The 22749-nt window shown below is 68.6% G+C and carries 23 protein-coding genes and 1 tRNA gene; 17 read left to right on the top strand and 7 right to left on the bottom strand.

The window, feature by feature from the left end; all coding sequences use genetic code 11:
• Positions 1-3 precede the first annotated feature (3 nt).
• The 4 genes from V9K99_RS09015 (at position 4) to V9K99_RS09000 (ending at position 4426) form a co-directional block, all read left to right on the top strand.
• Entirely contained in the window at positions 4-951 is a 948-nt protein-coding gene (locus V9K99_RS09015) for a PLP-dependent cysteine synthase family protein (protein ID WP_337002611.1), read from the top strand.
• A 109-nt stretch (positions 952-1060) separates the two neighbouring features.
• Positions 1061-1744 carry a hypothetical protein gene (locus tag V9K99_RS09010; RefSeq protein WP_337002613.1) on the top strand — a complete coding sequence of 228 codons (684 nt, stop codon included), beginning with the start codon at positions 1061-1063 and terminating at the stop codon, positions 1742-1744.
• A gap of 37 nt (positions 1745-1781) precedes the next feature.
• Positions 1782-3770 carry a sensor histidine kinase gene (locus tag V9K99_RS09005; RefSeq protein ID WP_337002615.1) on the top strand — a complete coding sequence of 663 codons (1989 nt, stop codon included), beginning with the start codon at positions 1782-1784 and terminating at the stop codon, positions 3768-3770.
• Entirely contained in the window at positions 3767-4426 is a 660-nt protein-coding gene (locus V9K99_RS09000) for a response regulator transcription factor (protein WP_337002617.1), read from the top strand. The genes V9K99_RS09005 and V9K99_RS09000 overlap by 4 nt, the downstream gene beginning before the upstream one ends.
• A 152-nt stretch (positions 4427-4578) precedes the next feature.
• On the opposite strand, the gene V9K99_RS08995 is transcribed toward V9K99_RS09000, so the two are convergent.
• Positions 4579-4938 (bottom strand): hypothetical protein, encoded by a 360-nt coding sequence (locus V9K99_RS08995; RefSeq protein ID WP_337002619.1) that lies wholly within the window; start codon positions 4936-4938, stop codon positions 4579-4581.
• Between the two features lie 201 nt (positions 4939-5139).
• On the opposite strand from V9K99_RS08995, the gene murI reads away from it, so the two are divergent.
• From murI to V9K99_RS08970, 5 genes are all read left to right on the top strand, one after another.
• Entirely contained in the window at positions 5140-5943 is an 804-nt protein-coding gene (gene murI, locus V9K99_RS08990) for a glutamate racemase (protein ID WP_337002621.1), read from the top strand.
• 197 nt (positions 5944-6140) lie between these two features.
• The gene (locus V9K99_RS08985) at positions 6141-6887 is read left to right on the top strand and encodes an MBL fold metallo-hydrolase (RefSeq protein ID WP_337002623.1); all 747 of its coding nucleotides are present in this window, start codon (positions 6141-6143) and stop codon (positions 6885-6887) included.
• Positions 6868-7701 carry an alpha/beta fold hydrolase gene (locus V9K99_RS08980; RefSeq protein WP_337002625.1) on the top strand — a complete coding sequence of 278 codons (834 nt, stop codon included), beginning with the start codon at positions 6868-6870 and terminating at the stop codon, positions 7699-7701. The genes V9K99_RS08985 and V9K99_RS08980 overlap by 20 nt, the downstream gene beginning before the upstream one ends.
• Before the next feature lie 65 nt (positions 7702-7766).
• The gene (locus tag V9K99_RS08975; RefSeq protein ID WP_337002627.1) at positions 7767-9293 is read left to right on the top strand and encodes a DHA2 family efflux MFS transporter permease subunit; all 1527 of its coding nucleotides are present in this window, start codon (positions 7767-7769) and stop codon (positions 9291-9293) included.
• Positions 9290-9889, top strand: a complete 600-nt coding sequence (locus V9K99_RS08970) for an acyl-CoA-like ligand-binding transcription factor (protein WP_337002629.1) — start codon at positions 9290-9292, stop codon at positions 9887-9889. The genes V9K99_RS08975 and V9K99_RS08970 overlap by 4 nt, the downstream gene beginning before the upstream one ends.
• Here the strand turns inward: V9K99_RS08970 and V9K99_RS08965 are convergent.
• Together V9K99_RS08965 and V9K99_RS08960 are read right to left on the bottom strand one after the other, a co-directional pair.
• Entirely contained in the window at positions 9860-10717 is an 858-nt protein-coding gene (locus V9K99_RS08965) for an SAM hydroxide adenosyltransferase (protein ID WP_337002631.1), read from the bottom strand. The genes V9K99_RS08970 and V9K99_RS08965 overlap by 30 nt on opposite strands.
• A gap of 154 nt (positions 10718-10871) precedes the next feature.
• Positions 10872-12044, bottom strand: coding sequence for a Gfo/Idh/MocA family protein (locus tag V9K99_RS08960; RefSeq protein ID WP_337002633.1), 1173 nt, complete (start codon positions 12042-12044; stop codon positions 10872-10874).
• Positions 12045-12191: 147 nt separating this feature from the next.
• On the opposite strand from V9K99_RS08960, the gene V9K99_RS08955 reads away from it, so the two are divergent.
• Genes V9K99_RS08955 through V9K99_RS08940 form a run of 4 tightly spaced genes read left to right on the top strand, consistent with a single transcriptional unit; the run spans position 12192 to position 14940 of the window.
• A complete protein-coding gene (locus tag V9K99_RS08955; protein ID WP_337002635.1) occupies positions 12192-13019 on the top strand; it encodes an SGNH/GDSL hydrolase family protein in 828 nt (275 codons plus the stop codon).
• A 10-nt stretch (positions 13020-13029) separates the two neighbouring features.
• Positions 13030-13746, top strand: a complete 717-nt coding sequence (rph, locus tag V9K99_RS08950; RefSeq protein ID WP_337002637.1) for a ribonuclease PH — start codon at positions 13030-13032, stop codon at positions 13744-13746.
• Positions 13743-14348 carry an RdgB/HAM1 family non-canonical purine NTP pyrophosphatase gene (gene rdgB / locus V9K99_RS08945; RefSeq protein WP_337002639.1) on the top strand — a complete coding sequence of 202 codons (606 nt, stop codon included), beginning with the start codon at positions 13743-13745 and terminating at the stop codon, positions 14346-14348. Before rph ends, rdgB begins: the two co-directional genes overlap by 4 nt.
• Positions 14349-14352: 4 nt before the next feature.
• Positions 14353-14940: a hypothetical protein gene (locus V9K99_RS08940; protein ID WP_337002641.1), complete on the top strand. Its 588-nt coding sequence runs from the start codon at positions 14353-14355 to the stop codon at positions 14938-14940.
• Here the strand turns inward: V9K99_RS08940 and V9K99_RS08935 are convergent.
• Positions 14892-15668 (bottom strand): AfsR/SARP family transcriptional regulator, encoded by a 777-nt coding sequence (locus V9K99_RS08935; protein WP_337002643.1) that lies wholly within the window; start codon positions 15666-15668, stop codon positions 14892-14894. The two genes, V9K99_RS08940 and V9K99_RS08935, sit on opposite strands and share 49 nt — an antisense overlap.
• A 234-nt stretch (positions 15669-15902) precedes the next feature.
• On the opposite strand from V9K99_RS08935, the gene V9K99_RS08930 reads away from it, so the two are divergent.
• From V9K99_RS08930 to V9K99_RS08920, 3 genes are read left to right on the top strand one after another with little or no spacing between them, the layout of a single operon-like run.
• On the top strand, positions 15903-17648 hold the full coding sequence (locus tag V9K99_RS08930) for a S8 family serine peptidase (RefSeq protein WP_337002645.1): 1746 nt from the start codon (positions 15903-15905) through the stop codon (positions 17646-17648).
• A 25-nt stretch (positions 17649-17673) separates the two neighbouring features.
• Positions 17674-18021: a hypothetical protein gene (locus V9K99_RS08925; protein ID WP_337002647.1), complete on the top strand. Its 348-nt coding sequence runs from the start codon at positions 17674-17676 to the stop codon at positions 18019-18021.
• Positions 18018-18260 carry a hypothetical protein gene (locus tag V9K99_RS08920; protein ID WP_337002649.1) on the top strand — a complete coding sequence of 81 codons (243 nt, stop codon included), beginning with the start codon at positions 18018-18020 and terminating at the stop codon, positions 18258-18260. The genes V9K99_RS08925 and V9K99_RS08920 overlap by 4 nt, the downstream gene beginning before the upstream one ends.
• A 41-nt stretch (positions 18261-18301) precedes the next feature.
• Here V9K99_RS08920 and V9K99_RS08915 read toward each other — a convergent pair.
• From V9K99_RS08915 to bcp, 3 genes are all read right to left on the bottom strand, one after another.
• A tRNA-Leu gene (locus V9K99_RS08915) sits at positions 18302-18382 on the bottom strand.
• Between the two features lie 97 nt (positions 18383-18479).
• The gene (locus V9K99_RS08910; protein WP_337002651.1) at positions 18480-20114 is read right to left on the bottom strand and encodes a substrate-binding domain-containing protein; all 1635 of its coding nucleotides are present in this window, start codon (positions 20112-20114) and stop codon (positions 18480-18482) included.
• A 370-nt stretch (positions 20115-20484) separates the two neighbouring features.
• The gene (gene bcp / locus V9K99_RS08905; RefSeq protein WP_337002653.1) at positions 20485-20952 is read right to left on the bottom strand and encodes a thioredoxin-dependent thiol peroxidase; all 468 of its coding nucleotides are present in this window, start codon (positions 20950-20952) and stop codon (positions 20485-20487) included.
• Between the two features lie 183 nt (positions 20953-21135).
• Here bcp and V9K99_RS08900 point away from each other — a divergent pair, with 183 nt between their 5' ends.
• Positions 21136-22734, top strand: coding sequence for a circularly permuted type 2 ATP-grasp protein (locus V9K99_RS08900; RefSeq protein ID WP_337002655.1), 1599 nt, complete (start codon positions 21136-21138; stop codon positions 22732-22734).
• The last annotated feature ends 15 nt before the right edge of the window (positions 22735-22749 follow it).

Genomic DNA, 22749 nt, shown 5'->3' with positions numbered 1-22749 from the left:
ACGATGCGCTTCGACAGCCTGCTCGACTCGGTCGGGGGCACGCCGCTGGTCGGCCTGCCCCGGCTGTCGCCGTCGGCCGACGTACGGCTGTGGGCGAAGCTCGAGGACCGCAACCCGACCGGTTCGATCAAGGACCGGGCCGCGCTGCGGATGCTGCTCGACGCCGAGAAGGACGGGCGGCTCCGGCCGGGGAACACGATCCTGGAGCCGACCTCGGGCAACACCGGTATCTCGCTGGCCATGGCGGCCAAGCTCCGCGGCTACCGGATGGTCTGTGTGATGCCGGAGAACACCTCCGAGGAGCGCCGGCAGATCCTGCGGATGTGGGGTGTCGAGATCATCTCCTCCCCGGCCGCGGGCGGTTCGAACGAAGCGGTCCGGGTGGCCAAGCAGGTCGCGGAGGAGCACCCGGACTGGGTGATGCTCTACCAGTACGGCAACCCGTCGAACGCAGCCGCGCATTACGACGGCACGGCCCGCGAGATCCTCACCGACCTCCCGTCGGTCACCCACTTCGTGGCCGGCCTCGGGACCACCGGCACGCTGATGGGCGCGGGCCGGTTCTTCCGCGAACACAAGCCCGAGGTACGGATCGTCGCGGCCGAGCCCCGGTACGGCGAACTCGTCTACGGACTGCGCAACCTCGACGAGGGTTTCGTCCCCGAGTTGTACGACGAGACACTGATCGACGCGCGGTTCTCGGTCGGCCCGCGGGACGCCGTCCGGCGGGTGCGCGAACTGCTCGACAACGAGGGGATCTTCGCCGGCATCTCCACCGGCGCGATCCTGCACGCAGCCCTGGGCCAGGCGGCCAAGTGCGTCCGGGACGGCGAGTCGGCGGATATCGCGTTCGTGGTCGCCGACGGCGGCTGGAAGTACCTGTCCACCGGGGCCTACGAAGGCACCATCGACGAGGCCGAAGACCGCCTCGAAGGCCAACTCTGGGCCTGATCCCCAGGCCCCCGCACATTCCCAATCCCTCGGGACGCTTCGTCCCTGGCAGCCGGGACGCCGGGACGCCCAAGGTCGAGACATACCGTTTCGACCTTGGGAGGGGACCATGTCCACCACGAGCACCAGTTCACCGGCGCTGACCACAACCGAGGGCCGGCAGCTCCGCCGGGCCGGCTGGTTGCTGATCGGCTCGTTCATCGGCTTCGTCGTGTTCGTCGCCACGATGATTGCCACCAACAACGGGTACGACGCCGCCTTGAGCGCGGCCGCCGAGCAGCGCGGCATCTCGCTGAACGACCTGCCGGCGGAGGCGGTCGCGCCGATCAACCACGAGTACAACATGATCTGGCAGGGCGTCCTGCTGCTCGTCCTGAACATGCTGACGCTCGGTCTGTATATCGCCGGCGTCCGCCTGGCGACGCACGGATCCCTCGGCCGCGCGGCCGTCCTCGCCGCCGCCGTGATGCCGCTGTGCTGGCTGGTCGTCTTCGTCCTGGACTACGCCCTCGGCACCGACGACCCAGACGGCTGGTTCGGCATCTACGACGCCGCGTACAACCGGGCGATCGCGCTCAGCACAGTCGCCGGCTCGCTCGCCCTGATCGGAGTCGTGGTGCTGCTGCGCCGGGCCGGCGTGGCTCGTCGTACCGGCGTGGTGGTCGCGGCACTCGCCATACTGACGATGGTGACGGCTGTCGCGTTCGGTGCTCCGCCGGTCGTGCCGTTGCTGTTGGCAGCGATTGTCGGCATCGTGATGGTCAGGACCGCACGTTCCGTCACGGCAGGCTGACCGGCTGCCGAGGCGGACCGCGAGGGGGGAGTTCGCGTTGGCGCAGATCCGGTGGGCCCGGGCCGTCGCCGTGGGCGTCACGTTGGTGGCGCTCACGACGGCGGTCCTCGGCACGCCCGGGGTTCATCGCCGGATCCTCGAGCCCTGTGACCGCGGTATCTGCCTTCCGTTCGAGCGGCCCACGGCTCCGTCCTTGGAAGTGCTGGCCGCCCTCCGCGTGTCCGTGAGCGCCTATGCCGCCGTCATCACGGTCGTCAGCTGGGCCCTCCTGTTGCTGGCGTTGGGCGTCAGCCTGGTGCTGGTTTGGCGTCGCCCATCCCTGCTGGCAGTGGTGACCGCCATACAGCTCGGTGGTTTGTTCGTAGGTCCCTTCGCCGACGCTTTGGCGGAGCAGGGCGACGCTGCCGTCGTACTGCGGACCATCTTGATCGCGTCGATCCAGCTGACATTGCCGCTACTGATCGGACTGTTCCCGGACGGCCGCTGGCACCCGCGGTGGTTCCGCTGGGCCTGGCCGGTCGTCGGGTTGATCGGTGCGGGTCTGGTCGTCGGCAACCAGCTCGACTACGTCCAGCCGGACTCCGCGCCGCAAGGGCTCTACGACCTGTTGTCGGTGATTCTGCTGGCCGGCATCCAGATCCATCGCTACGTGCGGGTGTCCGACTGGACGGCCCGGCAGCAGGCGAAGTGGTTCGTGCTCGGCTTCGTTCTGCTGGCCGGCAACGTCGTGGTTGCCAACGTGCTCTCGATCGTGGACCTGGTCGAGCATTGGCAGCTCGGACTGGTCGCCACGGCATACCTCGCGTTCGTCGCGATGATCCTCGGCATCTGCTTCGCCCTGCTGCGCTATCGCCTGTACGACGTGAGCCTCGTGCTACGCCGTACGGTCCTCTACGCCGGTGCGGTCATCCTGCTGCTCGCGGCGTACGTCGGTCTCGTCGCACTCGCGAGTCTGTCGATGGCCCGGGCATCCGCGTCGGTGGTGGGCGCTGCGGTGGTCGCGGCGCTGGCGCTGGCCGGCGGCTTGCTCTTGGCCCGGGCTGGTGGCTGGTTCCGCGACCGCCTGTTGGGGCCCGGCGGTCGCCCGGGCGGAATCGCGGCCCTGCTCGCACACGGCATTGCCGGCAGCGACGGTCGCCCGGCCAACCTCGCCGAGACGATCGCGGCCGCCCTCGTCCTGCCGTACGTCAAGGTCCTCGACGCCGACGGCGAGACCCTGTGGGTGCACGGTGATCCGCCGGCCGAGGCACACCGCGAGAGTGTCGTCGACGGTTCCGGTACGACGCTCGGCGCGTTGCTGGTCGCATCGACGGAGGGGCCTCGGCTGTCGCGCCGGGATCGGCGGGCCTTGCGGGAGGTGCTGCCGTTCGTTGTACTCGTGCTGCGGGCGCAGCGTGAGGCAGGCGAGTTGCGGACGGCCCGGGCGGTTGCCACGACCGCGCGCGAGGACGAGCGGAGGCGGCTGCGGCACGACCTCCACGACGGAGTCGGGCCGTTGCTCGCCGGTCAACTGCTGACCGTGGACACGCTGCGGCTCGCGGCCGAGCGCGGGGTGCGGCCGGAGGATCTGCTCGCCCATCTGGAGGGACAGGCTCGGGCGGCGATCACCGAGGTTCGGCGGATCAGCCGGGACCTTCAGCCGGCTGCGCTGGATGCCGGGCTCGGATCTGCGCTGGACTCGGAGGTGGAGCGGTTCCGGACCGCCGGGCTGGACGTGCGGCTGCGACACCAGTTGCCTGTGGAGCCGATGCCTGCCGCGGTGGAGGTCGCCGTACTGCGGATTGTCTCGGAGTCGCTGGCCAACGTCGTACGGCATGCCGGGGCGACGTCCGCGACTGTTGACGTGACGGTGACGGAGGACGGGATCGAGGTCACGGTCGTGGACGATGGCCACGGGTTCGACGACGGGACCGCGGAGGGAGTGGGGTTGGTGTCGATGCGGGAGCGGGCCGAGGCGCTGGGCGGCGGGCTCGAGATCGAGTCCGGCCCGGCCGGGACCCGGGTGTGCGGGAGGATCCCGCTGTGAACGCCGAACCGGTCGACGTGGTGCTGGTCGAGGACCATCCGATGTTCCGGCTCGGGTTGCGGACCCGGATCGAGCTGGAGCCGGATCTGACCGTCGTCGGCGAGGCCGGGTCAGGGCCGGAAGCGGTCGAGTTGGTGGAACGGCTCGCGCCGGACGTGGTCGTCGTCGATCTGAACCTGCCCGGGATGAGCGGGATCGAGGTGATCCGCCGACTCGGACTTAGCGCCCCGCGGGTTGCGCCGCTGGTGCTGACGATGGTGGACGACGAGTCGGTGTTCGGGGCGGTTCGGGCCGGGGCCCGCGGCTACCTGCTGAAGGACGCCGAGCCGGAGCGCATCGTGGCGGCGATCCGGGCGGTCGCGGCCGGCGAGGTGGTGTTCTCCGGAGCGGTCGCGGCGCGGTTGATCGCGCTGACGGATCAGCCGCCGGGGCCGCGGGCACCGGTCTTCCCGGAGCTGACCGAGCGTGAGCACGAGATCCTGTCGCTGGTCGCGAACGGACTCGGCAATGCCGCGATCGGGCAGCGGCTCGGGTTGCGCCCGAAGACGGTTCGCAACTACGTGTCGAACGTGCTGACCAAGATCCAGGCCGCCGACCGGGCCGACGCCGTACTTCGGGCTCGCTCCGCGGGTCTGGGAGACCCTGCGCAGCACTGAACCCGGCGGCGAGGGTGCCGTCGTCGTACCGGGCCCGGCGGGGGCGAGCCGTCGGGGTGAGGAGTCACCGGGGAGGGGCTGGCGGAGGCCCGACCCGGCGCGGGTGCCTGATCGTTGCCTTAGGCACCTGATGGTGATTACGTCATTGCCGCCTACGGTTGCTTGAAGAGGATCTTGCGCCCGAGTCGTGGGTGGACCCCGCGACCCTTGCAGCTGTTGCACGGGCGCTGCGCGTAGCTGAAGAGGGTGCCGTGATGCCGCCCGGCGCCTTTGCAACGGTTGCACTTGGCGTTCGGGTGCAGGGACAGCGAGACGACGTACAGAGCGAACGCCGCCATGGCCAGCACCAGCATCATCCCGGTCGGCCCGAGGGACGCCGCGATGTCTGCCATCGTGCTGTTCGTGTCCGCAGCCTGACCGGCGGCCTGACCTGCGGCCGTTGCGTTCTCCGGTTGCGGATTCGGTGCGGCGGTGGTGCTGAGCATCACCGCGATGTGGTGCGCCAGGTTCATGGCGTCACGAGGGGCGGTCGAACAAACATCGCTCCAGAGTGGCGCGCATCACGCGAAAAGGCAATTCCGGAGAGTAAAGATGTGGATAACTCCGGCGTGTCGTTTGCCCTGCTTAGGTAAGCCTCCCTTCAGCCCTGCCCGTTGCCGGACCTGTCCACAGGCGGCTGCGCCGAACCGACGGCCGGCGGATAAGCTTCAGCCGTGGCAGACGCACCGGTGGGGATCTTCGATTCGGGCTTCGGGGGACTCACGGTCGCCCGAGCAGTGCTCGACCAGTTGCCGCACGAGCCGATCCTCTACCTGGGCGACACCGCGCGGCAGCCGTACGGTCCCAAGCCGATCGCCGAGGTCCGCGAGTACGCGCTGGAATGCCTCGACCACCTGGTCGAAGCAGGCGTGAAGATGCTCGTGATCGCCTGCAACTCGGCCAGTGCCGCGATGCTCCGGGACGCTCGCGAGCGGTACGACGTACCGGTCGTGGAAGTGATCCTGCCGGCCGCCCGCCGCGCCGTCGCCGCCACCCGGAACCAGCGCGTCGGCGTCATCTGCACCCGGGCGACCGCCGCCTCGCTGGCGTACGAGGACGGTTTCGCCGCCGCGCCGCAGGTCGAGCTGTTCACCCAGGCGTGCCCGAAGTTCGTCGACTTCGTCGAGTCCGGCGTGACCTCCGGACCCGAGCTCCTCGAGGCCGCCCACGAGTACCTCGATCCGCTGGTCGAGGCCGGCGTCGACACGCTCATCCTCGGCTGCACCCACTACCCGTTGCTGACCGGCGTGATCTCCTACGTGATGGGTGACAACGTCACCCTGGTCAGCAGCGCCGAGGAGTGCGCCAAGGATGTGTACGGCGTCCTGACCAAGACCGGCCTGCTCCGACCGGACCACCTGCCCGAGCCGCGGCACCGCTTCGTCACCACCGGCAGCCCGGACGAGTTCGCCGCCATCGGCTCCCGCTTCCTCGGCCCGGTCCTGTCCGGCGTCGACCAGTTCGCCTGGATCCGCTGACCGTCCGCCGCACGCGGTCGACGAACCGTCCACGGACCTGCTCGTCGCGGGTGTGACAGGGCTCGCACTGGATGTTGTCCAGGGCACCAGATCTGCCTCGGACGTGCGCGAAATCACTGCCAGGCAACTGGATCAGCTCTTCGCCGACGCCACCGGCCTCCCTGCGAACGCGGCAACCCGCCGGTAATGTTCAAGCTATGAAGCTCACCGTGCTCGGCTGCTCCGGGTCCGTTCCCGGGCCGGACTCGGCCGCCTCGAGCTATCTGGTCACCGCCGAGGGGTTCAACCTGATCCTCGATCTCGGCAGTGGTGCGCTCGGCTCGCTCCAGCGGCATCTCGCCGTACCGGAGATCGGTGCGATCGGCCTGTCCCACTTGCATCCTGACCACTGTATGGACCTGTGCGGCCTGTACGTCTCGGCCAAGTACGCACCCGGGGCACCGATCCCGCGCATCCCCGTTTACGGCCCACCTGGTACGGCGTACCGGATGGCGCTGGCGTACGACCTGCCGCTCGATCCGGGGATGGAGGAGGAGCTGGAATTCCACACCTGGCACGACGTTCAGCAGATCGGGCCTTTCACCGTCCGGACCGCGCCGATGGTGCATCCGGTGCCGGCGTACGCGATTCGTGTTGAGCACGGCAACAAATCGCTCGTGTACACCGGTGACACCGGTCCGAACGACGCCCTGGTCGAGCTCGCCCGCGGCGCCGACATGCTGCTGTCCGAAGCGGCCTTGCCGGACAACGATCCACACAACCCGACCGATCTCCACCTCACCCCGGCCGACGCCGGCGAACAGGCCAAGAGGGCCGGCGTGAAACGCCTCGTCATCACCCACGTCCCACCGTGGTACGACCGCGAAACCCAAGCCGAGAACGCCCGCAAGACGTACCCCGGTCAGGTCGATCTCGCCACCCCGCATGCCGTTTTCGACATCTGACGGCATTCGGTTGTGGACCGCAACCACCGGAACGGCGACGTCCGCCGTACCGGTCGTTATCCTGCATGGCGGTCCGGGTCTGTGGGACGACTACGCCGTGCTCGCGGAGATGCTCGACGACCTGACCGTCGTACACCGCTTCGACCAGCGAGGCTGCGGGCGTTCGGATCCGTCGGAACTGCAGACGATGCGGCGGTTGGCGCAGGACATCGACGAGTTGCGCACGTACTGGGGTCACGAGCAGATCCTGGTCATCGGGCACTCGTTCGGCGCGACGCTCGCGCTGGTGTACGCGGCGTCGTACCCGGACCACGTCGCGGGCGTCGTCTACCTCGACGGCGTCGGCATCGGTGACTGGCGTACGGCGTACGACGAGGAACATCGCCGGCGGACTACTCCGGCGCAACGTGATCGCCTGGAAGCGTTGTCCGCCGCGGATCGCACGGCGGACGAGGAGATCGAGTTCCGGGTCCTGTCTTGGTTCACCGACCATGCCGACCGGTCGATGGCGATGATCTGGGCGCTGGAGAGTGCTTCGGTCGACCTGCCGATCAACTTCGCGGCGAACAGTGCTCTCGGCGCCGACATCAGGTCGTGGCCCGACGACTACGTTCCCGGCCTCGCCGCCTCCCTGCCCATGCACGTGACGTACATCCACGGCGACGGCGATCCGCGGCCGGCTTCCGCCGTACAGGACCTGGCTGCCCACACGCCGCACCACACGTTCCACCTGCTGCCGAACGCCGGTCACTCACCGTGGCGGGAACAGCCCGAGGCTGTGCGGGATGTACTCCGGGGCGTGGTTGCTGGATAGGACTAGACAATCATCAATTCTGAGATCTACTCTCAAATTAGAGTTGATCTCAGAAAGGTGTTGTCATGGATGCTGCACTGGACCCGCGGCGGTGGTGGGCGCTGGGGGCGATGGCGGTCAGCCTGATCGTGGTCGGGCTGGATCTGACGGTGCTGAACGTCGCGTTGCCGACGCTCGCCACCGATCTCGGGGCGTCGACGAGTCAGCTGCAGTGGTTCGCGAACGCGTACACGCTGGTGCTCGCGGCGCTGCTGCTGCCGGCTGGTCTGCTCGGTGACCGCTTCGGGCAGAAGCGGCTGCTGATCGGGGCGTTGCTGATGTTCGGTGCCGCGTCGGCCGCGTGTGCGATCTCGACGTCGCCGGGGCAACTGATCGCGGCGCGGGCGGCGCTCGGCGTCGGGGCGGCGTTCCTGATCCCGCTGTCGATGTCGCTGCTCAACGTGCTGTTCGCACCGGAGGAGCGGGCGCGGGCGATGACCATCTGGGTGATGGCGAACTCGCTCGGCATCCCGCTCGGGCCGGTGCTCGGCGGCTGGCTGCTCGACAACTACCGCTGGGGGTCGGTCTTCCTGATCAACCTGCCGCTCGTCGCGGTCGGTCTGGTCGCGGTGGCCGTGCTCATCCCGGCGACGCGCGGGCACCGTACCGGGCGGATCGACGTACTGGGGATTCTGCTGTCCGGGGCTGGTCTGGTTGCGCTCACCTATGGGTTCGTCGCGGCGGGGGGGCGTGGCTGGGGCTCGGCGGTCGCGCTCGGGTGCATCGCCGGTGGGGTTGTGCTGTTGGCGGCGTTCGGGGCGTGGCAGGCGCGGGTGGCGGATCCGTTGGTCGAGTTGGCGTTGTTCAGGTCGCCGCGGTTCGCGTGGGGGACGGTGCTCGCGACGCTGGCGTCGTTCGCGTTGATGGGATTGCTGTTCGTGCTGCCGCAACTGTTCCAGGCGGTGCAAGGTGCGGACGCCTTGTCGACCGGCCTGCGGTTGCTGCCGATCATTGGCGGTCTGCTGGTCGGGGCCAAGATCGCCGAACGGCTCGTCGTCGCGGTCGGGACGCGGGTGGCGGTGTCGGTCGGCTTCGTGCTGATGCTGGCTGGGTTGGTGTTGGGCGCGGTGAGCAGCGTTGACGACGGCTACGGGTACACGGCGGTCTGGGTGAGTCTGGTCGGGCTCAGCATCGGGTTCACCTTGCCTCCGGTGATGGATCTGGCGATCGGTGCGCTGACGGTGGAACGCAGCGGCTCGGGTTCGGCGCTGATCCAGGCGCTGCGTCAGGTCGGCGGGACGATCGGTGTCGCGATCCTGGGTACTGTGCTCAACTCGGCGTATCGCGACCGGCTCGACGTCTCCGGCCTGCCCGCTGAAGCGGCACACGCTGCTCGCGACAGTGCCTCCGGTGCCGTGGCCGTCGCGGCGCAGGCGAAGCTGCCGGCCTTGGCCGAGTCGGCCCGGAACGCCTTCGTCCACGGCATGAACGCGACCCTCTGGACCTGTTGCGCAGTGGCCGCCCTGGGGCTCGTACTCGCACTGGCCTTCCTCCCACGCCACCGGGTGTCAGTCGACCGTGACCCCGTCGAGGTTGCCACAATCGGGTCATGAAGACGGAGAAGCCGACCGGCCTGCGCGAACGCAAGAAGGCGAAGACCCGGGCGGCGATCCAGGAGCACGCATTGCGGTTGTTCCGGGAGCAGGGGTACGGCGAGACGACGGTGCAGGAGATCGCGGCCGCGGCCGAGGTGTCGCCGGCCACGTTCTTCCGGTACTTCCCGACCAAGGAGGACACCGTCGTCTTCGACCGGCTCGACCCGGTGATGATCGACCTGTTCCGGTCCCAGCCGCCCGACCTGAACCCGACCGCGGCCCTGCGCGCGACCCTCCGGGACAGCCTGGCCATGCTCTCCGACGAAGAGTGGCAACTCGAATCCGAACGCCAGCAACTCGTCCTCCGTGCCCCCGAACTCCGCGCCCGCATGCTCGACCAGCTGTACGCCGGCATCGACCTGCTCGCCGAGCTGGCCGCCGAACGCGTCCACCGCCCACCCACCGACTTCGCCATCCGAGCCTGGGCCGGCGCCGTCATCGGCGTAGTCATGGCCACCTACCAAATCACCGACAACCTCCCCCTCCGCGAAAGCCTCCACCTGATAGACCAAGCCTTCACCCACCTAGAAGCCGGCCTCCCCCTCGACAAGTAGCCGCCCGGTGCGGACAGGTGTGGCGCCTGGGTGGAGGTTGAAGGCTTGGGCTGCGGAGGCGCCTCGGATTACTAGTTCGACGTAGCCGGTGCCGGAGGAGCCTGGGATCAGGCCGGGGGTGTTTCGGGGGACGGCGGTGAGGTGGGGGTAGCAGCGGACGTTGGTGACGGTGGGGGTGCCGTCGGGGGTGGGGTGGGTGATGGGGATGGTGGCGCCGAGGGTGAAGCCGATGTCTGCGGGTTCGCAGTTGAGTTTGCAGTTGCCGAAGTTGTCGATGACGCTGACGGTCGGCGGTTCGTCGGGGGTGAGGGGTACGACGGTCGGCGTCGACGGGACCGGGCGGTCGTCGGCGATCCACTTGGCGAGGAGTGGGAGATACCAGAGGCTGCGGAACTGGGTGTCCGCGATCCTGTCCACCTCGGCCGGCTCGAGGTTCGTCCAGGAAGCCGAGGCCAGGACCTCGCGGATGTCGGTGACGAACACCTTCTGGATGTCGAGTTCTCGTCGTACCAGAGAAAGCGCGCGGGGATTGAAGGTGCTGGCCACGAGGTGCTGGCCGAACCAGAAGTAGCAGAACGGTACGCCGTTGGGCCAGGCACCGTCCCGGGGCGCGATGTTGAGCAAAGTGATGGTCGGATGGCCCTCCTCGCCCAGGGACTCCGTGGATCTCAGACAGTCCAGCAGAGTGAGGGCGGCGAAGGCCTCCGGATCAGGGCCGTCGGCGGCGACGAGGGTCGGCGACTGGCCGAACAGGGCGCCGATGCGGGTGCTGAGCCGGGCCCGGGCGTTCCCGTCGGAACAGTCGGTGATGTAGGTGATGGGGTACATGGTGCTCCAAAAGACGCTGGGACAAAGAAAGAGAGGCCCCCGACACCGGGGGCCTCTCTCGCTGCAAGCGTCAGTGTGCGCGCGCCGCTAGAGTCCTCCGCATCGAGGGCTCAGCATTCGCATAGCGGCGTACCAGGTCACGACAGGGATGGTACTAGCGACTCTGACCGTTGTCGAAGTAGCTGATCAGGTCCGCGTCCAGGGCCGGGATGTCGATCGGGGTTCCGTTCGAGCGGAGAGACGTGGTGGCGGCGTACCCGGCGGCCACCGCGGCGCGGGCCGCGATCGGCGACGTCAGCGTCGGACCGCCCTCGCGGACGAACCGGATGTACTCGTCGACCAGCCGCGGATCCGCGCCGGCATGACCACCCTCGGCGTCGGGGATGTCGACCACCAGATCAGCGTCCTCGCGGTACCCGGAACGCCTGGTGTTCCACACCTTCACCACACCCCCGGGGCCGTCGCCGAAGTTCTCCAGCCGCCCCGCGGTGCCGATGACCGTGTAGTTGCGCCAGTAGTCCGGCGTGTAGTGGCACTGCTGGTAGGTGAGGTAGACCCCGTTGTCCAGCAGGAGATTCGCCATCGAGAGGTCCTCGACGTCCATCACCGGCGCCATGCCCTTCTGCTCCAGCGGCGGCCAGTTGTCCTCGGACACGAAGTCGGCGAACCGCTGCCCGGACCGGTCGAGCCGGTCGTCGATCCCGCCGTACACGGTCAGACCGCCGAAGGCGTTCGCCCGGGTCGTGTACCCGCCGGCCAGCCAGTGCATCACGTCGATGTCGTGGGCACCCTTCTGCAACAGCAGGCTGGTGGTACGACGCCGGTCCGCATGCCAGTCCTTGAAGTAGAAGTCGCCGCCGTGGCCGACGAAGTGCCGGCACCAGATCGCCTTCACCTCACCGATCGCGCCGGACTGGATGAGTTCGCGCATCTTCAGTACGACGGGCATGTGCCGCATGTTGTGGCCGACGTACAGCCGGGCGCCGCTGTCGTACGCCGCCTGCAGCACCCGGTCGCACCCCGACGTGGTGATCGCGAGCGGCTTCTCCACGAACACCGAGACGCCGGCCCGGAGGAAGTCGATCGCCGGGTCCTCGTGCAGGTCGTCCGGCGTGGTCAGGAAGACGCCGTCGAGCTTCTGGTCGAGCAGTTCGGTGTGGTCGGCATGCACCGTCGCGTCCGGGTACTGCTGCTGCGCCGCGTCCCGCTGGGCGGCGGCCGGGTCGGCGAGGGCGACGACCTCGGAACCTTCGCCTGGCCGGTGGGCGTACTGCGCGATGCGGCTTCGGGCACCGAGTCCCACCACACCGAACCGAAGATCAGTCATATCGAAGCAACTCCTGCACATAGTTGTTTGTAGCACCCTAACTCCGCGCACTTCCGTCCTTCAATCACCCGTCCTCCAGCTGGAATTGCCCAACACGTCATCCGGGCAACACCAGCGGCTCGACCGGTGACGTCACCATGACGGAATGTGAGCCTCCACTACGTGGCACTGGGCGACTCGACCACCGTCGGTGTCGGGGACCCGATGAACGGCAGCAGTACGACCGACCTCTCCGGTGCCGGCGCGCGCCCGGGCGAAGGGTGGCGAGGCTGGGCCTCGCTGCTCGCCGACTCCCTGGCCAGTTCCCACCGTGTGACGTTCTCCAACTTCGCGACCAGCGGTGCCACCGCGCCGGTCGTCGCGACCGAGCAACTACCCGAGACCGGCAACGGTCCAATCGACCTCGCCTCACTCATCGTCGGGGTCAACGACACCCTGCGCTCCACCTTCGACCCCGGCCGGATCCGCGATTGTCTGCAACTCTGCGCCGAAGAGCTGACCGCCCGTGGCGCGCTGTTGCTCACAGTCCGCTTCCACGACCACGGCCAGGTGTTCGGCTTGCCCTCGTGGCTGCGCCGGCCGCTGTGGCAGCGGATCGAGCAGGTCAATCTCGCGTACGACGACCTGCACGCGAGGTACGGCGGGATCCGGCTGGACATGGCCGATTACCCGGAGGTGTACCGCCGGGACTTCTGGAGCATCGACCGGCTGCACCCAGGTGAACGTGGTCACCGGCGGCTGGCCCGCGGGTTCGCCGACGAGCTGGCTCGTCGCGGGCTGCAGATCGACGTACCGCCTGAGCTGGACTGTGCGTCCAAGCCGCCGAGCAGGTGGGCGGACACGGTCTGGCTGGTCCGGGAAGGCGTCCCGTGGCTCGGGCGGCGGGCCGGTGACCTGACGCCGTGGGCAGCCCGGATGGCGGTCAGTCAGCTCAAGCCGGCGACCAATGCGGAGGTCCAGCGCGTGGAGGCATAGGGTCTGAGGCATGGCTCGTATCGATGGACGTACTCCGGATCAGCTGCGGCCCGTGACCCTGACCCGGAAGTGGCTCGACCATGCCGAAGGCTCGGTGCTGGTCGAGTTCGGCCGGACCCGGGTGCTGTGCGCCGCGAGTGTGACCGAGGGCGTGCCGCGGTGGCGGAAGGGCTCCGGCCTCGGCTGGGTCAGCGCGGAGTACGCGATGCTGCCGCGGTCGACGAACACCCGCTCGGACCGCGAGTCGGTGAAGGGCCGGATCGGCGGCCGGACGCACGAGATCTCCCGGCTGATCGGGCGCTCGCTGCGGGCCGTGATCGACTACAAGGCGCTCGGCGAGAACACCATCCTGCTGGACTGCGACGTCCTGCAGGCCGACGGCGGCACGCGGACCGCCGCGATCACCGGCGCGTACGTCGCCCTCGCCGACGCGGTGTCCTACCTGCGCGACCGCAAACTGCTGAAGAGCGAGCCGCTGACCGGCTCGGTGTCGGCCGTCTCGGTCGGCATCATCGACGGCGCCCCGATGCTCGACCTCTGCTACGAGGAGGACGTCCGGGCCGAGACCGACATGAACCTGGTGATGACCGGCGACGGCAGGTTCATCGAGGTGCAGGGCACGGCCGAGGGCGCGCCGTTCGACCGCGCCGAGCTGGACAGCCTGCTCGACCTCGGTGCGGCGGGCTGCATGGAGCTGACCAAGCTGCAGCAGGAGGCCTTGGCGTGACCCGTGTTCTTCTCGCATCGAACAACCAGAAGAAGCTCGAGGAACTGCGCCGGATCCTGACTCCGATCGTGCCCGGGATCGAGGTGCTCGGCCTCGGCGACGTAGCGCCGTACCAGGAACCGGCCGAGACCGAGCCGACGTTCGAGGGCAACGCGCTGCTGAAGGCGCACGCGGCGATGGCGGCGACCGGGCTGCCGTCGATCGCGGACGACAGCGGGATCTGTGTGGACGCGCTGAACGGGATGCCTGGCGTGCTGTCGGCGCGCTGGTCCGGCCCGGCGAAGGACAACCACGCGAACAACCTGCTGCTGCTCGGGCAACTGGAGGACGTACCGGACGAGCGGCGCGGCGCGTCGTTCATCGCGGCCGTCGCGTTCGTCCGCCCGGGCGAGCCCGACGAGTTGGTGCTCGGCGAGATGCGCGGCTCCGTCATCCGCGAACTGCGCGGCACCGGCGGATTCGGGTACGACGTCCTGTTCCAGGCCGACGGCTACGACCGGACGACGGCGGAACTGTCGATCGAGGAGAAGGACGCGATCAGCCATCGGGGCAAGGCGTTGCGCGCCCTCGCACCGATCGTCGCGAAAGCACTGGGAGGGTAGAGCCATGTTGTTCGCCGGATCGGATCGCGACGGGGTCGCCGACGGCAAGATCACCGCGGCGTACCGGCGGTGGGCCGAGGCGCGGGTGGTCGAGGGGCGGATCTACCGCACCAACGCCGGCCGGATCGAGATCGACAGTGTCCGCGAGGTCAACCCGGACCTGATCGCCGACAACGACGCCGACGTCGCCGCCGCGGATCGCCGCAACGCGAAGGACGTCCGTCGCCGTCTCCGCGGTAACGAGGACTGGCCGACGTACTTGATCAAGTTCCACCTGGTCGAGGGCCCGGATCCGCGCGAGCAACTCGCCGCCCAGTCGACGCTGTCTCCGGAGGAACTCGAGGACCTGAAGGGACGGCTGGCGAAGTTCGACGAGTTGAGCAACCAGGGTGCCTGGACTGCCGACACCCTCCGGCTGATCCAGTCGAAGCCGGCCACCCGAGCCGCTGACCTGGCCGCTGAACTCGGTCGCGAGACGGCTCCGTTCAAACTGGACGTCCGCAAACTCAAGAACCTCGGTCTCACCTACAGCCTCGAAGTCGGCTACGAGCTCAGCCCACGCGGTACGGCGTACCTCTCGACCCTGGACTGAATCCGCTCGACGGGCCGCGGCCGGATCAGCCTGGTCAGCGCGGCGCTAGGTTCGGCGCCGACCTCGCGGCGCAGCAGGCTCTGGTAGCTGCGGTACGCGCGGTCGGCCTCGACCCTGTTCTCCTCGGCCAGGTGGCATTCGATCAGGACCCGCTGTGCGCTTTCCCGCAAGGGGTCGGCGCAGACGACCGCGAGTGCTACTTCGATCGCCTCGCCGTACCTGCCCTCGATGAGCAGCTGACGGCTCTGTGCCTCGAATGCGTGGAGGAGGCGCTGCCGCATGCGTTCGCGTTCGATCAGCGCCCAGTCGTCGGACAGATCGGGGAGAAGTTCCAGCGCGTTCACGTCCTGCGGCATCGACAGCAGATCGTCAGGGACCTCCCGGTGACTGATCAGGCGGGTGGCCCATTCGTTCACGACCGCGACATCGACGACGACCTCCGGACCGGTGACGAGGGTCTGGCGGCAGGCTTCGACGAACGTCCACCCGACACCGTTGAGCCGCCACAGCGCCGACCGCAGATTCGCTGACGCTCGCCCGTCGTCGCAGTCGGGCCAGAGTGTGCCGGCCACATGCCGCCTGCTGACCGAGCCGTTGTGCAGCGCGACGAACGCGAGCAGCCGCTTGCTGGCCTCTGGTACGTCGACCTGGTGAATGCCGACCGAGACGTACGGACCACCGAAGAGATGCAGAACAGGTGGCGTCCCGTGCAAGGCACGACCCACCATCGAGCTCACGAAATCCGGCAACATCCCCCGACGCCCCCTCCCCCTCTTTGATAGCACGGCACCCGTGCCGCGGTCATCGCCGAAAGCCCTTTATCAGAAGCCTTTTCCGGGACAGACAAGCAAGCGTTGGAATCCCTGCCGCCGGTGACGCGGCGGTGACGATCGGCTGGCAAACTCACTCGACGACCGAGCACGCGAACTGGGGGCATCGAGGGGAAGCAGGGGGAGTTCGTCATGGCCGCACCACGAAAGCGGACAACATCACGGGCGAAGGCCGGCAGCAGGGGAGGCGGCGGCAGCAGCAGCGGAGGCCCGCCGGACGGGCTGTCCGTCTACGAACCGTCGGAGCGAGAGCTCATCGTCATCACCGAGTCGTCGTCCCGGCTGGAGGCCATGGGCACCACAGTGACGTCGCTGGCCGGAGCCGATACGACCGAGTTGGCCGCCGTACTGGACGACGAGCACATCGCACTCGAGCCCTTGTTCGGGCCGAGCGAGGAAGCCATCCGTGCCCGGGCCGGTTTCGCCGCCCCGGGAGCCGACACCGTCATCGCCGGGCTCGCGGACTTCTACCGCGTGCGGGCCGACGAGGACCGCCTCGACGCACTCGCCGATCGACTGGCAGCCGCGCCGCTGGTGGCAGCCGCGTACGTGAAGCCGCCCGCGGTACCGGCGGCGATCGCCGCACCGGTGCGTCCGGCCGCGGTCCAGACGCCCGCCGCGACAGCCGACTTCACCGGCGGCCAGGGGTACCTCGGGCCCGCTCCGGCCGGTGTCGACGCCCAATGGGCGGCCGGCCAGCCCGGCGGACGCGGCGGCGGAGTGGGTGTCGTGGACGTCGAAGGCGCTTGGCTCTTCACCCACGAGGACCTGATCCACAACGCCGGCGGCGTCCTCACCGGGACAGCGACCGCGGACCTCGGCTGGCGCAACCACGGTACGGCGGTCATCGGCGAGATCGGTGCCGATGACAACGGTCTCGGCGTGGTCGGGATCGCACCGGACGCCGTCGTCCGGGGCGCCTCGATCTTCGGCGGCGTCGGATCCGCGGCAGCCATCAGCCAAGCGGCCGACGCGCTCAACTCCGGGGACATCATCCTGCTCGAGTTGCACCGGCCCGGCCCTCGGTTCGACTTCGAGGGACGCGACGACCAGCGTGGTTACATCGCGATCGAATGGTGGCCGGACGATCTGGCCGCGGTCCGCTATGCCATCGGCAAGGGCATCATCGTGGTCGGTGCCGCAGGCAACGGTGCCGAGAACCTGGACGACCCGATCTACGACACCAGGCCGGCCGGCTTCCCGGCCAGCTGGCAGAACCCGTTCAACCCGGCCAATCCCGGGTCCGGCGCGGTCGTGGTCGGCGCCGGAGCCCCGCCGTCGGGGACGTTCGGCGCGGACCGGTCGCGGCTCGGGTTCTCCAACTACGGCCGCCGGCTCGACGCCCAGGGCTGGGGTCGCGAGGTGACGACCACCGGGTACGGCAACCTGCAGAACGGCGCCGACGAGACGCGCTGGTACACCAACAGCTTCAGCGGTACGTCGTCCGCGTCGCCGATCGTGGTCGGCGCCCTCGCCTGTATCCAGGGCATGCAGATCGCCGCGGGGCGTCCGGTCCTGACGCCAGCGCAGGCCGTGACGGTCCTGCGTGCCACCGGTTCACCGCAGCAGGACGGACCGAACGGGCCGGCCACTCAGCGGATCGGCAACCGGCCGGACCTGCGCGAGGCGATGGCCCATCTCGTGCCCGCGGTGATCCAGTCCGGTATCGCCAGTCAGTACTGGGACGAACTGCAGTCCTACCCGCCCGGCGACACCCGCAGCCTCTGGTTGTTCGTCAACTCCGGCTGGCGGCACCTCGACAACCCCAACGACATCGTCCGGGACATGGTCCAGCGGGCTTTCCTCGGCGCGGGTTCGGACGTGCGCGTCTGGCATCAGGACGACGTCATCGTCGGCCTGGTCGTCTCCGGTTCGTAGTACCTCGACTTTTCAGGAGATCTCAATGAGCACCACCAGCCCATTCGCTTCCACCAGCAACGGCGCCCCGGCAGCCGCCGGCACCACCGCCAGCACCAACCCGACGTCGGCGGGCCAGGTCGCCCGCGCCCAGGCTCCCAACGCGTTGCCGACCGTCACGTCCGGCGTCGCCACGCAGTACTGGACCGAACTGGTCCCGATCCCGTCCGGCCCGATGAAGCTCTGGTTCTTCGTGGACGGCAACTGGCGGGCCCTCGCGAACCCGACCGCGATCCAGTGCGACATGGTCCAGCGAGCCTTCCTCGGCTCCGGCAGCACCACGCAAGTCTGGTACGACGGCGGCAACGTGGTCGGCCTGGTGGTGTCAGGTTGACCGTGCTCGTCAAGCTGTCGGGCGACGCCGATGACGCCGTCGCCTCGGCAGCAGCGCTCGGGATCCGGCTGCGCCCCGCCCACCCAGGCAGCCGCGATCCCGAGCTGTCCACCTGGTTCATCGCCGAATCCTCCGGCACCGACGACGAAACCGTCGTCAGCACCCTCCGCACCTTCCCCGCAACCGAAGCCGCCTACACCAAACCCCCCGACGAACTACCGGGCGGTGGCGGCATCTAAAGCGCGCCGGGACGGCGGGACTCTCGGGTCGTCGCGGGTTGTGCCTGAGGCGGGATTTGAACCCGCACGCCCGGGGGCACCGGCACCTAAAGCCGGCGTGTCTGCCGTTCCACCACTCAGGCCTGGGAGTCGCCTCCCCGGGGACATCTTAGGGGAGGCGACTTAGGCCGTGGCTGATGCTCCCCCGCCTACTGCGCGGGAGCATCAGACACGGCTTGGTCAGCGGCTTTGGAGGGCGTCGATGAAGACCTGGCGTAAGTCGCCGGGGTTGCGGGCGACGTAGCTCTGGCCTCCGGTGGCCTTGGCGAGGGCGCGGAGTTCGTCGGCGTTCGCCTCCGGGCCCATGCCGAGGGCGATGATCCGGACCGGGCGGGCCGGGTCGGTCAGACCCTCGAGGGTTTTGACGGTCTGCTCCAGGGTGGGGCTGCCGGGGTCGTCGTTCTTGCCGTCAGTGAACAGCAGGATCGAGTTGACCGCGCTGGAGTCGTACTGCTGGCGCACCGCGCGGACGGCCGCGATGGCCGTGTCGTACAGGCCGGTGCTGCCGTTCGGGATCGGGCGCTGGATCTTCAGGTTGTCCAGGATCTTCTTGCGCTGCCGGTCCGACAGCGGCGCGATCGGGACGAGTTGCTTGTAGTCGGCGTCGTCCGGACCGATCTTGGTCGAGAACGTCCACAGGCCGAGTGACGCGCTGTTCGGGAACAGCGCGAGACCGCCGCCGGCCGCCTCGATGGTCAGCTGCATCCGGGTCTTGTTGCCGACCACCTCCGCCATCGAGCCGGAGATGTCGATCACGGCCAGCGAGTGGGTGGACAGCGACAGCCGGGTCCAGGTGAGCAGCGTCTTGTCGATCGTCTCGCCGTTCGGCTTGGCGAGCTGGGTGATGTCGCCGACGCCGCGACCGCCGCTCAGCGGGCTGAACAGCGCGTCCCGGAAGCCGGCCGCGTCGCGGGCCTGGCTGGAGCTGTCGGTGAGGAGCTCGGCCGCGAGCGCCTTGGCGGCGTCGGTGGCCTGCTCGGCATCGGACTTCGCGGTGACCACGATCGGGTAGTCCAGCGAGAGGGTGCCGGTGGCCGGAACCCGCGCCTTCAGCTGGGCGTCCGGGTGGTCCTCCTGGTACTTCACGAAGCTCTGCTCGGAGGCCGGTACGACGACCGTGCTGCCGTCCTGATCGGCCCGGCCGAACAACGCGTTCGGGTCGCTGTACGGCTTGGCCATCGAGCCGAGCCGCTGCGCGAGCGGCACGATCACTTCGGCGACCTGGCTGTCGGATGCGGACGTCTTCTGCCGCTCCGACTGGATCGCAAGCAGCGCCAGCGCACCCGGCGACGTACCCAGCGGGTCCAGCAGGGCGGGTTGGGCGCCGGCGAAGGAGCGCAGCCAGGACGAGGTGTCGGCGAAGTTGGTGTTCCGTCCGACCAGCACCAACGGTGAGGTGGCGATCGACGGTACGGCGACGGTCGGCACGTTCTGGCCGTCGTCGGCCTGGGCCACCCAGAGCGAGGAGTCCGGGATCCACAGGTCGGGACGGTTGTCGCTGTTGGCCGCCAGGTCCTGGGCGACCTTCGCCGACGGAGCCGCGCTGATGGTGAACTGCAGACACGGAGTTCCGTCGTCACCGCCCTTGGTGGCCAGCGACTTGGCCGCCGCCTCCAGCGAGGACTGCAACTCGGGCGTGGTGCTGAGCGAGACCTGGGTTGGGTCGTCGCACGACTGGCTGCCGCCGCCGAGGAAGCCGTCGGCTCCCGATTCGGATCCGAAGGACCGGACCACGAACACGGCGCCCAGCGAGATCACCAGTAGCCCGACCGCGGTGATGTACACCGATCGACGGTTGTTGTTACTTCGCGTCACCGCAGAGGAGTGTTTTCCCATCGCGGCAGGTCCCTCCCTCCCAGAGGCTGACTGCGCGCGCAGATTACCCGCTTTCGGCTGGTCAGGGCCAAGGTCGCAGTGTTCCTGGACACAGCTGTGGGTGGACCGCAACGGAACGCCGACGCTCCTGGGAGTACCGCTCTTTCACAGGAACGCTGAAAAACTCACTGACGGTAGTCTTATCGCTGCGATCTGGTGAAATTCGGGTGTGATCCAAATCACACGCCGCAGACCGCTCAAACGACCGTTCCATGGACCATGCCCGTGAAACGGTCGAAGGTTTCCCTCCGAGAACGGCGCTGACAAGGTTGTCTTTCACCGCCGCCGGCGGTTGCGGACAAAGACAGCTTCAGAGACCGAGGTCGCGGCGGAGTTTGGCGACGTGGCCGGTGGCCTTGACGTTGTACTGCGCGACGGCGATCTTGCCGTCCGGGTCGACGACGAAGGTGGAGCGGATCACCCCGGTGACCTTCTTGCCGTACATCGTCTTCTCGCCGAACGCGCCGTACGCCGTCAGCACCTCTTTGTCGGGGTCGCTGAGCAACGGGAACGTCACCGCGTCCCGCTCCCGGAACTTGGCCAGCTTGGCCGGCTTGTCCGGTGAGATGCCGAGTACGGCGTACCCGGCGGCCTGGAGGGAGTCGAGCGAGTCGCGGAAGTCGCACGCCTGCTTGGTACAGCCCGGGGTCATCGCGGCCGGGTAGAAGTAGACGATCACGTTCTTCCCGCGCAGATCCTTCAGCGCGACCTCGTTGCCGTCGGCATCTTGGAGGGTGAAATCGGGTGCGGTGTCGCCGACACTCAGACGTTCGCTCATCAGGCCCCTCCGACGGTTCGATTGACTGTCCGCAATGTTACGTGCGGGAAAACTGACGGGCCTTCCGGGTGCGAGGTCGGCCCCGGTGGGTGAAGATGCGCAGATGAGCGAGCGCAGCGAGGTCATCATTCAACACAGCGCCCTTCGAGCCTCATCCGCGCCCGGAGCGAAGCGAGGACGCGGATGAGCAACGCATCCTCCCGCCCCGCGGGCACACAGTTGTTCGACGGGTACCTCGACCCGCGGCGGCCGCACGCCGATGCGTACGACGAGATGTTCGACCCGGTCGACGGCGTACGAACGGCGTACAAGCGGCTGCACGACTCGCTGAAGCCGTTGCAGCCGGGTGACCTCACCACGAGGTCTGAGGCGTTGGACCGAGCTCTGGTCGACCAGGGCATCACGTTCAGCCTGTCCGGCGAGGAGCGGCCGTTCCCGCTGGACCTGGTGCCGCGGGTGATCACGGCCTCGGAGTGGTCCCGGCTGGAGCGTGGCATCGTGCAGCGGGTCCGGGCGCTGGAGGCGTTCCTGGCCGACATCTACGGACCACAGCAGATCGTGGCGGACGGCGTACTGCCCCGACGGCTCATCACCTCGTGCGAGCACTTCCACCGGCAGGCGGCCGGCATTGCCCCGCCGAACGGGGTCCGGATCCACGTGGCCGGGATCGACGTGGTCAGGGACGAGCAGGGCGACTTCCGGGTGCTGGAGGACAACCTGAGGAGCCCGTCCGGGGTGTCGTACGTGATGGAGAACCGCCGGACGATGGCACGGGTGTTCCCGGACCTGTTCGCCAAGCACCGGGTCCGTGCGGTCGGCGACTACGCGGTCCACCTGCTGAGAGCCCTCAGAGCCGCGGCTCCACCGAGTGTGACCGATCCGAACGTCGTCGTACTGACGCCTGGCGTCTACAACTCGGCGTACTTCGAGCACTCGCTGCTGGCGCGGCAGATGGGTGTGGAGCTGGTCGAGGGGCGTGACCTGTTCGCCCGCAACAACGTGATCTACCTGCGGACCACCGAGGGCGAGCAGCGGGTGGACGTGATCTACCGGCGGATCGACGACGAGTTCCTGGACCCGGTGCAGTTCGTGCCGGACTCCGTTCTCGGTGTCGCGGGCATGGTGAACGCGGCACGGGCCGGCAACGTGGTGATCGCCAACGCGATCGGCAACGGTGTCGGCGACGACAAGCTGATCTACACGTACCTCCCCGAGATCCTGAAGTACTACCTGGGTGAGACGCCGCTGCTGCCGAATGTGGACACCTTCCGCTGCTGGCTGCCCGCTGAGCAGACAGAGGTGCTGGACCGGTTGGACGAGCTCGTCACGAAGCCTGTCGAGGGCTCTGGTGGCTACGGCATCGTCTTCGGGCCTGATGCCTCGCCGAAGGAGCTGCAGGCCCAGCGCCGCCGGATCAAGGCCAATCCACGCGGCTGGATCGCGCAGCCCGTCGTACAGCTGTCCACTGTGCCTACCAAGGTCGGTGAGCGGTTGCAGCCGCGGCATGTGGACCTGCGGCCCTTCGCGGTGAACGACGGCGAGGACGTGTTCGTGCTGCCGGGTGGACTGACCCGAGTGGCGATCCCCGAGGGCAGTCTGGTCGTGAACTCGTCGCAGGGCGGCGGATCCAAGGACACCTGGGTGCTGGCGCCCAGGGCCTCCGGTGAGGACGCCGAGCTCCGTGGACGCGGGCTGGGCTCGACAGGCGTCAAGGCTGACGAGGCTTCGACGCCGGAGCGCGGTCCTGAACTGAACGTCGCCCAACAGCAGCAGCAACAGTGATGGGGAGGTGCTGAC

It is taken from the genome of Kribbella sp. CCNWLW201 (assembly GCF_037203805.1).
In the GTDB taxonomy this organism is placed as follows: domain Bacteria; phylum Actinomycetota; class Actinomycetes; order Propionibacteriales; family Kribbellaceae; genus Kribbella.
The sequence above is the reverse complement of the archived record's forward strand: the minus strand, read 5'-3'. Positions and strand labels throughout refer to the sequence as shown.